The organism is Porticoccus sp., assembly GCA_023261185.1.
GTDB lineage: Bacteria > Pseudomonadota > Gammaproteobacteria > Pseudomonadales > Porticoccaceae > Porticoccus > Porticoccus litoralis.
In genome coordinates this window covers 13,877-27,027 of the sequence record JALRJN010000088.1, presented here as the reverse complement: position 1 = coordinate 27,027, position 13,151 = coordinate 13,877, and the positions used below count along the sequence as shown (strand labels likewise).

11 protein-coding genes and 1 riboswitch are annotated in these 13,151 nt (G+C 53.2%); of the genes, 9 read left to right on the top strand and 2 right to left on the bottom strand.

The genetic code is table 11. The annotated features are described in order from the left end of the window. Positions 1–150: 150 nt before the first annotated feature. From ACYZYZ_RS08255 to acs, 3 genes are all read left to right on the top strand, one after another. Positions 151–2,007 (top strand): DUF294 nucleotidyltransferase-like domain-containing protein, encoded by a 1,857-nt coding sequence (locus ACYZYZ_RS08255; protein ID WP_461483926.1) that lies wholly within the window; start codon positions 151–153, stop codon positions 2,005–2,007. Next, positions 2,007–2,699: an exonuclease domain-containing protein gene (locus tag ACYZYZ_RS08250; RefSeq protein WP_461483925.1), complete on the top strand. Its 693-nt coding sequence runs from the start codon at positions 2,007–2,009 to the stop codon at positions 2,697–2,699. The genes ACYZYZ_RS08255 and ACYZYZ_RS08250 overlap by 1 nt, the downstream gene beginning before the upstream one ends. Positions 2,700–2,843: 144 nt before the next feature. Continuing rightward, the gene (gene acs / locus ACYZYZ_RS08245; protein WP_461483924.1) at positions 2,844–4,781 is read left to right on the top strand and encodes an acetate--CoA ligase; all 1,938 of its coding nucleotides are present in this window, start codon (positions 2,844–2,846) and stop codon (positions 4,779–4,781) included. A gap of 80 nt (positions 4,782–4,861) precedes the next feature. Here acs and ACYZYZ_RS08240 read toward each other — a convergent pair whose 3' ends face one another. Then, positions 4,862–5,998 carry a carbohydrate kinase family protein gene (locus ACYZYZ_RS08240; RefSeq protein ID WP_305169158.1) on the bottom strand — a complete coding sequence of 379 codons (1,137 nt, stop codon included), beginning with the start codon at positions 5,996–5,998 and terminating at the stop codon, positions 4,862–4,864. A gap of 459 nt (positions 5,999–6,457) precedes the next feature. Between ACYZYZ_RS08240 and ACYZYZ_RS08235 the strand changes: the two genes are divergently transcribed. Further along, complete coding sequence (locus tag ACYZYZ_RS08235; protein WP_369427754.1) at positions 6,458–6,934, top strand: methylated-DNA--[protein]-cysteine S-methyltransferase; 477 nt, start codon at positions 6,458–6,460, stop codon at positions 6,932–6,934. 68 nt (positions 6,935–7,002) lie between these two features. Here ACYZYZ_RS08235 and ppa read toward each other — a convergent pair whose 3' ends face one another. Then, complete coding sequence (ppa, locus tag ACYZYZ_RS08230; RefSeq protein WP_461483923.1) at positions 7,003–7,542, bottom strand: inorganic diphosphatase; 540 nt, start codon at positions 7,540–7,542, stop codon at positions 7,003–7,005. 286 nt (positions 7,543–7,828) lie between these two features. On the opposite strand from ppa, the gene hemN reads away from it, so the two are divergent. From hemN to ACYZYZ_RS08205, 5 genes are all read left to right on the top strand, one after another. Then, positions 7,829–9,217: an oxygen-independent coproporphyrinogen III oxidase gene (gene hemN, locus ACYZYZ_RS08225; protein WP_461483922.1), complete on the top strand. Its 1,389-nt coding sequence runs from the start codon at positions 7,829–7,831 to the stop codon at positions 9,215–9,217. 64 nt (positions 9,218–9,281) lie between these two features. Continuing rightward, a riboswitch (TPP riboswitch) is annotated at positions 9,282–9,380 on the top strand. Between the two features lie 57 nt (positions 9,381–9,437). After that, the gene (locus ACYZYZ_RS08220) at positions 9,438–11,579 is read left to right on the top strand and encodes a TonB-dependent receptor (protein ID WP_461483921.1); all 2,142 of its coding nucleotides are present in this window, start codon (positions 9,438–9,440) and stop codon (positions 11,577–11,579) included. A 12-nt stretch (positions 11,580–11,591) separates the two neighbouring features. Beyond that, positions 11,592–11,840 carry a hypothetical protein gene (locus tag ACYZYZ_RS08215; protein WP_305169154.1) on the top strand — a complete coding sequence of 83 codons (249 nt, stop codon included), beginning with the start codon at positions 11,592–11,594 and terminating at the stop codon, positions 11,838–11,840. Continuing rightward, positions 11,827–12,441, top strand: a complete 615-nt coding sequence (pnuC, locus tag ACYZYZ_RS08210; protein ID WP_461483920.1) for a nicotinamide riboside transporter PnuC — start codon at positions 11,827–11,829, stop codon at positions 12,439–12,441. Before ACYZYZ_RS08215 ends, pnuC begins: the two co-directional genes overlap by 14 nt. A 22-nt stretch (positions 12,442–12,463) precedes the next feature. Next, complete coding sequence (locus ACYZYZ_RS08205) at positions 12,464–13,144, top strand: phosphotransferase (protein WP_305169152.1); 681 nt, start codon at positions 12,464–12,466, stop codon at positions 13,142–13,144. The last annotated feature ends 7 nt before the right edge of the window (positions 13,145–13,151 follow it).

Genomic DNA, 13,151 nt, shown 5'->3' with positions numbered 1-13,151 from the left:
GAGAAAAAAAGCGTATTGCCCCTATCGGTTAACTTTGAACATGGCGGGATACCAGCATGTCTTATTCCACCTTAGCCTAATTGCCCCGTATCAAGTTGTAAGTCTACCTTTAGAGTTATTGTAGGCGTGTGTAAATGAAGGTATGCAGTTATGACTGTGAGTGTCGAAGTGGCGGCGGTTCGGGATTTCCTGGCCGAGTGCACACCCTTTAATGAACTGTCGGAAGAACACCTGACACTGGCTGCAGGTCACGTGCAGATTGCCTACTATCGTGCCGGCGAATCTACGGGGATTCTCGATTACTCCAACCCGAAATTGTTGATCGTACGCAGCGGGGCTTTTGAGGTTCGTAACGGCGAAGGAGAGCTGCTGGACCGGGTAGAGCCAGGTGGCTATTTTGGATATCCGTCATTGCTGACAGGTGATGCCATTACCAACCAGGCAGTGGTTATTGAAGACGGTTTGCTGTACCAGATTGACGCGGACACCTTTCAGCAATTGCGTTCGGTGAACCGGTCGTTTGATCGATTTTTTAATCAGGCCCATGCCAAGCGCCTGCGGCATGCAGTGCGTTTTCGTGAACAGAATTATCAGTTGACCCGCCGCGTTGGTGACCTGTCGTCCCGTGAACCTGTCACTGCACGGCCTGACCTGACGGTGGCTGAGGTGGCAGAAATAATGACCGCCCAACGGGTAAGTTCGGTGATGGTTATCGATGAGCGCCAGCAGCTGTGTGGCCTTGTGACCGACCGGGATTTACGGGCGAGGGTGGTGGCGGAGAGACGCGGCCCAGAGACACCGCTGTCGGAAATTATGACCCGGGAGCTTACCAGTGTTTCAGCAGAGAGCCTGGTCTTTGAAGCCCTGCTGCTCATGACCGAGCACAATATTCACCACTTGCCGGTCACCGCCGACGGCCAACCGGTGGCCATGCTAACCACGACTGATCTGGTGAAAGCGCAGAAGGCAGATCCGGTTTTTCTTATCGGTGAAATCGGGCACCAGGATAGTGTGGAGGGTCTGAAAGGTGTATCCCGGGATATTCCCGAGTTGTTACGCAGCCTGATTCGTGCCGAAGCCAGTGCGGATCAGATAGGTCGGCTTTTGACCACGGTGACCGATGCACTGACTCGACAGTTGATCAAGCAGGCAGTTGAGAAATACGGCGAGCCTCCGGTGCCATTTGCCTGGTTGGCTTTCGGTTCCCAGGGGCGCAGGGATCAGACAGCGATCTCAGATCAGGACAATGGCATGCTGATCGGAGATGCGGTCACCCAGGGCGATGACGAGTACTTCCTTGCTGTTGCCAACTATGTCAATGATGGCCTGGATGCCTGTGGTTACAAGTACTGTCCGGGCGAGATCATGGCTTCGACCCTCGATTGGCGGCAGCCCCTGGTGGGTTGGAAAAAACAGTTTTTGCGCTGGATAAACCAGCCCTCTTCAAAAGCATTAATGCATGCCAGCATTTTTTTCGATATGCGCTGTGTGTATGGCGATCAATCACTTTTCGATGATCTGCAGGCCACGGTTTGCGATGCCGCCCGCGGCAATGAAATTTTTCTCGCCAACCTGACGGCCAATGCCTTGAAGTTAACCCCGCCCATGGGATTCTTTAAGAACTTTGTGGTGGAACACAGTGGTGAACATAAAAACACCCTGGATGTGAAACTGCGGGGGATCATGCCCATTAACGATATTGCGCGGATTTACGCCCTGTCGATAGGTTCCCGTCAGGTTCATACCCTGGAGCGACTACAGGAAGCGGTTTCCAGCAAGTTGCTGACGCTCAAGGATTCCCGCAACCTCACCGATGCCCATGAATTTATTTCACGTCTGCGTCTGGTGCACCAGGGGGAACAGCTTCGCGATGGCGTGAAACCGGACAACCATCTGAACCCGTCAACGTTTTCTTCCCTGTCCCGTCACCAGTTGAGGGATGCCTTTGCAGTAGTCAACAATGCACAGTCAGCACTGCGGGTTAAATTCACCCATGGGTTAATGTAATGCTGGGTCGTTGGACTACCCGCTGGCGACAGCGACAGTTGCTGGCGAAATGCCCCGAGTCGGCGATGCACAATTACCTGCGGGGTGAGTTGCCGGATCTTCGTTGTGAGATTCGCCAGACAGGCTTTCTGGCGGTGGATCTTGAAATGACAGGAATGGATGCCGGCACCGACCATATTCTCAGCATTGGTTATGTACCAGTGGACGGCTTTCGGGTCGTACTCAGCGGTGCCTGCCATCGCCTGGTAAGCAGTGATCAGGGCGTTGGGCAAAGTGCTGTGATTCACGGCATCCACGATCGGGATATCTTGCAGGCGGGCAATCTGCGCGAGGCCATGGATTCCTTTTTATCTGCTCTGCAGGGACGGGTGATGCTGTTGCATTGCGCCACCCTGGACATGGGCTTTCTGCAACAGGCCTGTAAGGCAGTTTACGGAATACCCTTACTGGTCCCTGTGGTAGATACCATGGCTCTGGAAGACCAGCGTTTGCAGCGAAACAGCAACGGCCAGCACGGCCAGAGCCTGCGTCTGTCGGAATCTCGCCGCCGCTACAATTTGCCGGATTACCATGCCCATAATGCGTTGGTCGATGCCGTGTCCACGGCAGAGTTGTTTCTCGCTCAGGTGAGCCACCGTTTTGGCAGACAACCCGGCAAGTTAAGTCAACTGCCTGCGGTGTTTTACAGTTAGCTTATTTTATAACCACTTTTTTTTCTAAATGGCTGTTATATCCTCCCTTTTGCTGACGCTTGTTATGCAAAGGTCGAATAGATGCTAGGCTTGACCTCCATTACTCTGAATCCTATAGAACATATATAAGTAAGGGAGGATTCCATGTCTGACACTAATGTTCGCCCCGTCCCCGGCGATTTCGCCAGCGAAGCCCACATTGATAACGAGACTTACCATGAAATGTATCGGTGCTCGATTGAAGAGCCCGAGGTTTTCTGGGCTGAACAGGCGAAGAAATTCATTGATTGGGAGAGTCCCTGGAGTGAGATCAATACCTTTGATTTCATGACGGGAGAGGCGAGCTGGTTTACCGATGGCAAGCTGAATGTCACGGTGAACTGTATCGACCGACACCTGGCCACGAAAGGTGATCAAACAGCGATTATCTGGGAGGGTGATGACCCTGAAGAGAGCGCCTATATCACTTATAACGAACTGAGCGAACAGGTCAACAAGCTGGCCAATGTGCTCAAGTCACGGGGTGTAAAGCGCGGTGATCGCGTCTGTATCTACATGCCAATGATCCAGGAAGCGGTGTATGCCATGTTGGCTACCGCGCGCATTGGTGCTGTGCACTCGGTGGTGTTTGGTGGCTTTTCTCCCGATGCCCTGAAAGATCGTATTCTGGACTCCGACTGCCAGGTGGTCATCACCTCCGATGAAGGCCTGCGTGGTGGTAAAAAAGTCCCCCTGAAAGCCAATGCCGATGCGGCATTACGTCACTGTCCGAATGTTCACACCTGTATTGTTGTGGAGAGAACCCGTGGTCTGGTGGAATGGAATGAAAAGCGCGATGTCTGGTACCACGAGGCCATCGCCGAGGCCAAGGATTACTGTCCGCCGGAACACATGGATGCCGAGGATCCGTTGTTTATCCTTTATACCTCTGGTTCAACCGGCAAACCGAAAGGCGTGTTGCACACTACCGCCGGTTACCTGTTACAGGCGGCAATGACCCATAAATACGTTTTCGACTACAAAGAAGGCGATGTTTACTGGTGTACCGCTGATGTCGGCTGGGTCACAGGCCACAGCTACATTGTGTACGGCCCTCTATGTAATGGAGCCATTACCCTGATTTTCGAGGGGGTCCCTACCTATCCCGATGCTTCGCGTTTCTGGCAGGTGGTAGAAAAACACAAGGTTAATATTTTCTATACCGCGCCCACTGCCATCCGCTCCCTGATGGGTGCGGGCGACGAATTTGTTACAAACACCGATCGCAGCTCCCTGCGTTTGTTGGGCACGGTGGGTGAACCCATTAACCCGGAAGCCTGGGAGTGGTATTACAAGGTGGTTGGCGAGGAGCGTTGCCCTATTGTTGATACCTGGTGGCAGACAGAAACCGGCGCTCATATGTTGACGCCTTTGCCCGGAGCCATCGACATGAAGCCCGGTTGCGCCACAGTACCTTTCTTTGGAGTACAGCCTGTGTTGCTGGATGCCGACGGCAAGGAAATAGAAGGCCCCGGTGAGGGTAACCTGGCCATCAAGGCCTCCTGGCCCTCACAGATTCGTGGTGTGTATGGCGATATGGGCCGCTATCAGGAAACCTATTTCTCGGCATTCAAGGGCTATTACTTTACCGGTGACGGTGCCCGCCGTGATGAGGATGGTCACTACTGGATTACCGGTCGTGTCGATGATATACTCAATGTTTCCGGTCACCGTATGGGAACGGCCGAAGTGGAAAGTGCGCTGGTACTGCACCCCAAAGTGGCTGAGGCTGCCGTGGTGGGTTGCCCACACGATATCAAGGGTCAGGGTATTTATGCCTATGTCACCCTGATGAGTGGTGAGGAACCCTCTGATGAACTCCGCAAGGAACTCATCAGCATCTGTGTGAAGGAAATCGGCCCTATTGCCAAGCCGGATTACATTCACTGGGCGCCGGGTTTGCCCAAAACCCGTTCCGGTAAAATCATGCGCCGTATCCTGCGCAAGATTGCCGCCAATGAATTGGAGAACCTGGGTGATACTTCCACCCTGGCTGATCCATCTGTGGTTGATGACCTGATTGAGAATCGGCTGATCCGCTAACTGCCGGTTCAGCAGCTCTCACCGAAAAAAGCCCGCAGAGCGGGCTTTTTTTATGGCATTTATTATTTGTCAGGTGATCTCTAAAAAGCCCTGTTTTCATCTGGCACTACCGTTTTGCCAATACGGATGACTGTTTGCCCAGTATTTTCAGTTGCCAGGAGTTGCTCAATGTCTCTAAGCGTTAAAAGTCCAGTTTGAGTATCTATATGGGCCACCACACTGGCAGCATTTTTCGTGGCAACCCAAAGCGCTTTTGCGGAGTCGTTGCCTTCGAGCAGTTGCGCCACGATGGTCGAGGCAAAAGCATCTCCGGCCCCAGCGGTACCCTTGGGTTCTATTAGAGCCGCAGGGCAGTAAAGTAACTGTTTGCTGTCGAACAGGTAAGCGCCATCGCCGCCATCGGTGAGGGAAAAGAAGCGTGGTCCGGTGCTGCAGATCATCGACATCACATCGTTGAGGGGCAACCAGTAATCATTGACATGCAGGCCTGATCGCATCAGCGGTGGTTTTATTTCGATGTCTGTCGCCAACAGGGGGAGTTTGGTATACAGCCTCCTGTGGGTCAGGGACAACAGGTCAATGGTTTCCTGCTTGTTGAGTGACAGGTAGTCAATATCTTCCGCCACACTCAGAAACTGCTCGATGGATTCCTCGTCTCTGCCCATGCAGGGATTCAGTGCCACCAGACAGCCAGCGCTTTTAGCCAGTTCCACAATGCGGGGCAGGGCGTGGCGGGAAAGACTGGAAAGGCAACCCACATAGACCAACCGATAGCGACTGAAATCGATATGCGGTAGTTGCCCTTCAATTCCACTGTTTTCACCGCGCTTGGTGAATAAGGCGGCGTTTTTATCGTGGGAATAGATCAGGATTGAATTGCCGGACTGCCAGTCTGGTTGGGTGAAAAAGTAGTCGACACCCACGCCCTCGTCGATAAGACGCTGGTATATTTTCCTGCCGTTCAGGTCATCGCCGGCCAGGGCCAGTACATCCACGGCCAGTCCCTGCCTGGCCATGGACACGGCAACATTGGCTGCTCCCCCTCCCACGTGGCTGGAAATGCTTTCCGCTTCCACTTTTCGTCCCTGTTCCAACAGCAGGAAAGACGTTTCCCCATTGTGTAGGGAAATACGCTCAATGGCTTCCTGGGCCACGGAGACGATGTTGTCGATAGTGACGGAACCGATAACCAGCACACGATCGGTTATTTCTGTCACAGTTTATCTCCCGGTCAATAAAGCTGTTTCTATCACTATAGTGTGGCCTGAAAATCCTGGCGAGAGAGAGTGAAATTAAAATAAAAAAAGCCCCGACATTTGGGGCCTGGGGAGAATCTGGACACAGCATGCCATCCAGATTGATGAGCCAACTGTACGTTTTTCCCAAGTGTCGGGTTTGCCTCTCCGGTCGAAGATATCCAGAACACTGGCAGGTCCCTGGCTAGGAGTGCCGAGTATTCCCCTTCGTCTTCTCAATCATCCAATCTTGCGCGGGAATAGAGAGGTTAGATCGTGGCTCAATGGACGGGTGTTTTTGGGGAAATAAACGCTCTGTGAAAGCGAGCAGGTGAAGGTGAAGCGCGTTAAACTGAAACCCTGATTGATTGCCAATGGTGTGACAGGCGTTCACAGCAATGTGGTTAGCAGCGAGCAACCATGACGGCTAGGAGGCAAAGAATGGATTTGTACTGGGGTAGTGTGGTCACGCCAATGGGTGGGGCGTTATTGGTCGGTAGTCGGCAGGGCATCCAACGTCTCTGGTTTGAAGATACGGCACAGGGTGTAACTCTGGCAGGGTGTCAACGTGCGGATGGGCGAGCGCAGGCTGTGTTCGCCTCATTGATGAGTGAGCCGGCCACGACAGTGGAACAGTTCGATGTTCAGGGTACGGCTTTCCAGCGTCAGGTCTGGCAGGCGCTGTTGGAGATTCCCCTTGGGATGACAACTACGTACCAGGTAATAGCAGACGCCATCGACCGTCCTAAAGCTGTGCGTGCTGTGGCCAATGCCATTGGCGCAAACCCCATTGCTTATTTCATTCCCTGCCACCGGGTGGTACGCAGTGATGGCGGCCTCGGGGGCTACCGCTGGGGCGTGGAGCGCAAAAGGGCGATATTGGACTGGGAACGGGATCGGGTTTCCAGGGCCGCGTAAAGCCCACTCCGTGAAGGCATAAAAAACCCGGCAATTGCCGGGTTTTTTGGAGAAGGTTGTGGGTAAACCTAGCAGCCTTCTTCTTTCAGGTAGCGCTCGCGGGAAGCCGTGATTTCAGAGCGGGCTGCTTCAGCGTTATCCCAGCCGTCGACTTTCACCCATTTGCCTGCTTCCAGGGCTTTGTAGTTTTCAAAGTAATGCTTGATCTGGTTGATGAGCAGTTCCGGTAGGTCACCGATTTCCTGAACATGATCATAAAGCTTGGTCAGCTTGGTGTGCGGTACGGCCAGCAGTTTGGCGTCGACACCGGATTCATCGGTCATGTTGAGAACACCGATGGCGCGGCTGCGAATCACGGAGCCTGGCATTACCGGGTAAGGTGTCACGACCAGTACATCCAGGGGATCACCGTCTTCAGACAGTGTTTGCGGGATGTAGCCATAGTTGGCTGGGTAGAACATGGGCGTAGCGACAAAACGGTCAACAAAAATAGCGTCGCTGTCTTTGTCGATTTCGTATTTGATCGGGTCGTGGTTGGCGGGAATTTCGATAACCACATTGATATCAGTTGGCAGGTCGTTGCCAGCGGGAATTTTGTTGTAGCTCATGTTTCGTGTTCTCTTTTCTAGCGGTTTGTGAAGCTGCTTTACGAAGTGGCGGGATTATACTGGCCACATGGGGCCTTTGCCAGTTACACCTTGGTCTACTACGGTTTTCAGCTATGGGGATTGCGGCTAAAGTAGTGGCAGAAGACCCGGTAAAAGCTGCAGTAAAGTGGTTGGCCGGCCGGGGCGCCAAACCGGTCTGTGGGCAGGTTGCTTGATGGGTATCAATTACCCCCGGCTCAAGCACGTTAGACTGTGCGTTTTTTAACCCAATTCAGGAACCTATTCAGTGACGAGCAGCTCCGTGGTGTGGGACCGACAGTTAATTGATCGTTATGATCTGTCCGGCCCCCGTTATACCTCTTACCCGACGGCCCCCCAATTCCATAATCAATTTGGCGAGGCCGATCTGCGTCAGGCCATCACGCGCAGTAATGCCGCCGGTAGACCACTGTCTCTGTATTTCCATATCCCGTTCTGCAGCACCGTCTGTTATTACTGTGCCTGCAATAAGATCATCACCGCCAATCGCAAGCGTGCCATGCCCTATCTGGAGCGCCTGATGGAAGAAGTGGCCCGCCAGGGTGCATTGTTTGACCGTTCCCGACCCGTACATCAATTGCACTGGGGTGGTGGCACGCCAACCTACATCAGCGATGACGAAAAACGTCTGCTGATGGCGGCTACCCGTGAGCACTTTAATCTGCTGGAAGACGACAGCGGGGAATATTCAATCGAAATTCATCCAGGAGATATGGATGTTGCCACTATCGGCTGTCTGAGAGAGCTGGGTTTCAACCGCCTCAGTATGGGTATTCAGGATTTTGACCCCACCGTACAGCAGGCAGTGAATCGCTTTAACTCCGTAGAGGAAGTCAGGGAACTGGTACAGGCGGGCAGAAATGAGGGATTCCACTCCATCAGTATGGACCTGATCTACGGGCTGCCGCACCAGACCTGGAACACCTTTGAACGCACTCTGGCGAGTATTATTGATCTCGCCCCTGATCGACTTTCAGTGTTCAACTATGCCCACCTGCCACACTTGTTCAAAGTGCAGAAACAGATTGATGAATCGGCGCTGCCCAGTGCTGAAGAAAAGCTTCTGATGATGGAACGCATTACCGAGGTTTTGCTGGGTGCCGGTTATGTGTACATCGGTATGGATCATTTTGCCCGCCCCGATGATGAGCTGGCTGTGGCCCAGCAGCAGGGATTGTTGCAGAGAAATTTTCAGGGTTATTCCACCCACGGGGGTTGTGACCTAGTGGCGTTCGGGGTGTCGGCCATCAGCGCCATTGATAATGTTTTTGCCCAGAACCACAAGCAGATTGAAGACTACCAGGGCGCCATCGATGCCGGGCGCCTGCCGGTGGTGAGGGGCTTTGAATTAAGTGCAGACGACCTGTTGCGGCAAGAGGTGATCAAACAGTTGATCTGTCAGTTTGAACTGGATTTTGTCGATATTGAATGCCGTTTTGATATTGATTTTAAAGACTATTTTGCTGCTGAGCTGGAACAGTTACAGCCTATGGCGGCCGATGGCCTGGTGGCGTTAACGGCCTCGGGCATCCGTGTGATCCTGGCGGGGAGACTGCTGATTCGTCGTATCTGCATGACCTTTGATGCCTACATCAACCAGTCCCGGTCAGAAATCCGCTATTCAAAAATTATTTAGCTCCGACCATTGTGCGGTCGGTTCATTCGCGTAAAATTGCACCGTCGCATGCCAATCGCATGCGTCATTTCCTAAGGGGTGGCATTAGCCTGAGACATCTTCGGATGGACCCTTTGAACCTGATCCGGATAGTACCGGCGTAGGGATAGGACGCAAAAATTCAAACGTTCACTCCTCCCATATCCGGGTCTCCATAACATTGTTATAGAGGCTCAATTTCATGAAGTTCTGTAAAAAGTCCGATGCCATCATCGGCGCGCTGTTTTTTATCAGTGGCCTATTCGCCACACAAGCCCTGTCAGCAACCGCCGTGGAAGAGGTGGTGGTCACCGCTGAATTCCGGGGGCTGTCGTTGCTCGAAACGGGAAGCAGTATCAGTGTTATCGACGACAAGACCATTGAACGTCGCGGTGCCACCCATATCGAACAGATTCTGAACCTGGCGCCCAACGTCAATTTTTCCAGCGGCTCGTCACGGGGAAAATACGTACAGATTCGCGGTATTGGTGATCGCAGTCAGTTTGTAGCGCCGATGAATCCTTCTGTGGGTTTGCTGATCGATGGCATAGATTTCAGTGGTGTCGGTGGTGCCGCCACCACCCTCGATTTGCAGCAGATAGAGATTCTGCGTGGTCCGCAGGGCACTCTGTACGGTGCCAACGCCCTGGCGGGCCTGATCAATATACGTTCCAACGATCCCACGGATATCTTTGAGGGTAGTGTAGAGACGACCATCGCCGAATACGAAACCCGCACCACCAGTGCGGTATTGAGTGGCCCGATTTCAGAGTCACTGGGCTACCGGCTGGCGGTTCAGGGTCACCGCACTGATGGCTATATCGACAACGATTATCTTAACCGCCACGATACCAGTAACCTCGACGAGCTGACGGCCCGGGGCAAGCTTGACTGGCGCGCCAGCGATGACTGGCAGGTCAATCTGACGGCGTTCTATCTGGATGCTGACAACGGTTATGACGATTTCTCATTGGATAACACCCGCCATACGTTGTCAGATCAGCCGGGTGTGGATCGTCAGGAGTCCACAGCACTGGCGATTGAAAATATCTGGCGCGGATTTCAGGGTTTTGATGTTATCGGCCTTGTCAGCTACGCCGAGAACAATCTCGAATACAGTTTTGACGAGGATTGGACCTATAGCGACATATGTGCGGGCCAACCCTGTGATGGCTGGGCGTACAGTTCCTTTGACCGTTACCTCCGTGACCGCGAAAACGGTACCGTGGATATTCGCCTGGTCTCCAAGGACGATGGCCGCCTGTTTCGCGATTCTACGGACTGGGTGCTGGGGTTTTATTACCGGTTTCAGGATGAATCCCTGTTGCGGGAATACACCTATGCCAGTGGGGACTTCAAAAGTGATTTCGAGACCCGCAACCGGGCGATCTATGGTCAGTTGGGGAGTTGGCTGACGGATAACCTGAAACTCACCAGTGGATTGCGGCTGGAGTTTCGCAATGCGGAATATGAGGACAGTGATCTGGTCAATCACGACAACAGCGAGCGCCTGTGGGGTGGTCGCCTGGGCCTGGAATACCATGTGACACCACAGACCATGCTCTATGGTCTGGTGTCCCGCGGTTACAAGGCCGGAGGTGTGAACAGTGATCCCGCGCTGGAGCCCTCGGCCCGGGATTTTGATACGGAATACCTGTGGAACTTTGAAACCGGTATCAAGGGTGACTGGCTGGAACGGCGCCTGCAGCTGCAACTGGCACTGTTTTTTCAAAAACGTCGTGAAATGCAGGTCAAGCAATCACTGGTAATACCGATTTCCGGTTCATCCTGCCCCTGCAGTTTCACCGATTACTACGACAATGCTGCCCGAGGGGAAAACTACGGCGCGGAACTGGAAGTTGTCTGGCAGGCTGACGAGCGTGTTCAGCTCCACGGTAGCCTGGGTTTGCTCAGAGCCACCTTCAAGGACTTTGAAAGTTATACCCATGTTGATGTTGATCGAGACTCAATAAATCCAGTACCCAAAGATTTGAGTGGTCACGAGCAAGCTCATGCCCCGTCCTATCAGTTTGCTGTCGGCGTGGATGTGGATCTGACAGACAGGCTAACTGCCGGACTTGAAGTTGAGGGCAAGGAGTCGTTTTATCTGTCACCGCGTCACCACGCCAAATCTAACCGTTATGAACTGGTCAATGCGCGGCTGGATTATAGTTTGCCGCAGTGGACTTTTTCCCTGTGGGGGAGAAATCTGGCAGATCGTGATGTGGTAGTACGTGGGTTCGGCAGTTTCGGTAACGATCCCCGCAAGTTTTACGTCACTGAACCCTACTATCAGTTCGGTGAGCCGCGTATTGTGGGAGCCACAGCGAAATACCGTTTCTAGGAGGGAATGCACATGCAAGTCACCATTGATGTCAGCATGTACCCGAACCGGGAGGAATTTATTCCTCCCATTCGCGGGTTTATTGAGAAAATTAATACCATCCCCGGGTTGACCGTGGAGACATTCCCAACCTCCACGGTGGTGCAGGGGGAGTACCAGCTGGCCATGCAGGCAGTGCAGGATACGATTGCGGCATGTCGCGAAGAATACGGCATGGCGGTTTACGTGATGAAAGTCATCCCCGGTTATGAGGCACTCTAGGGTGCCGCCCTGGCTGAATCTGGAGCTTGCCGCGGCACTTTTGTCACTGGCCTACCTGGTGTTGGCCATGCGTGAGAACAGCCTCTGCTGGTATTGTGCCTTTTTTGGTACGGCGATCTATATCTGGATTTTTGGCGGGGTGAAGCTCTATATGGACTCCCTGCTTAATGTCTATTATCTGGTCATGGCCGTTTATGGCTGGTACCAGTGGCAGCGGGGAGGAAAAAATCACCGCGGTCTGGCCATTTCCAGCTGGCGGATGCGCCATCACCTCTTTGCGCTGCTGGGGGTGCTGCTGTTGTCCGCCATTTCGGGCTACCTGTTGAAGATAAATACCGACGCCCAGTGGCCGTATCTGGACTCTTTTACGACCTGGGGCAGTGTCCTGACCACCTATATGGTGGCAAGAAAAATACTCGAAAACTGGTTGTACTGGATCATCGTTGACGGGGTTTCTATTTACCTCTATCTGGACCGGGCGCTGTTTTTCACAGCGGCGCTGTTTGCCATTTACCTGGTGCTGGTGGTCATCGGTTACTTCACCTGGAGAAAACATTATTTCGGACAATATCAACAGGAAACTCCAGCGGACGCTGTCTGACTGGCAACGCTGGCAGGTACCTTTGCCGGCCAAGCCTAGATTAATAAGAGCGCTTCAGGGTGGGCGAACCAATCAGAGCTTTCTGGTGGAATGTGGTGCGCACTTGGGAGTGGTGCGTATCAATGCGCACAATAGTACAAACCTCGGCATTGACCGGGAGCGAGAGCTGAGCCTGCTGCGGTTATTGCAAAGCCTGGAATGTGTTCCCCGCATCTGGTTTGCCTCACAGGAGGTGCTGGTCACGGAGTTTGTCGATGGCAGGCAGTGGCATAGAGATTCCTTGCAACAACCCGGCCTGAGGCGCCGATTGGCACGGTTAATAGAACGTCTGCAGGGTATTACATTTACTGCATACATGCCCCGATTCAGCTATCGGGTGCACTGCGAGAATTACCTTCAGCAATTGGAGGATACATTCCCGGATGGGGCTGCAGTTGTGGCATTGGCAGCAACCCTGGATGAGGGAGACTGGCAACCGGTGATCAGCCATCACGACCTGGTGCCGGAAAATATTGTTGAGACGGAACGAGGTCTGGTGTTATTGGATTGGGAGTATGCCGGCTGGGGACACCCCGCCATGGATGGAGTGCGCCTGTACGGTCGTGATTTTCCACACCCCGATACCGAAAAGGTCTATGAGTTGCAGCAGGCCATGGACCGCCTGTGGCAGGCGGTCCAGAACCAGCTTATCAATACCGTTTGAGATCACG

Bases quoted from the DNA above. Each gene is read 5' to 3' on its own strand.
- ACYZYZ_RS08255 (WP_461483926.1), top strand. From the start codon at position 151: ATGACTGTGAGTGTCGAAGTGGCGGCGGTTCGGGATTTCCTGGCCGAG.
- ACYZYZ_RS08250 (WP_461483925.1), top strand. From the start codon at position 2,007: ATGCTGGGTCGTTGGACTACCCGCTGGCGACAGCGACAGTTGCTGGCG.
- acs (WP_461483924.1), top strand. From the start codon at position 2,844: ATGTCTGACACTAATGTTCGCCCCGTCCCCGGCGATTTCGCCAGCGAA.
- ACYZYZ_RS08235 (WP_369427754.1), top strand. From the start codon at position 6,458: ATGGATTTGTACTGGGGTAGTGTGGTCACGCCAATGGGTGGGGCGTTA.
- ppa (WP_461483923.1), bottom strand. From the start codon at position 7,542: ATGAGCTACAACAAAATTCCCGCTGGCAACGACCTGCCAACTGATATC.
- ACYZYZ_RS08220 (WP_461483921.1), top strand. From the start codon at position 9,438: ATGAAGTTCTGTAAAAAGTCCGATGCCATCATCGGCGCGCTGTTTTTT.
- ACYZYZ_RS08215 (WP_305169154.1), top strand. From the start codon at position 11,592: ATGCAAGTCACCATTGATGTCAGCATGTACCCGAACCGGGAGGAATTT.
- pnuC (WP_461483920.1), top strand. From the start codon at position 11,827: ATGAGGCACTCTAGGGTGCCGCCCTGGCTGAATCTGGAGCTTGCCGCG.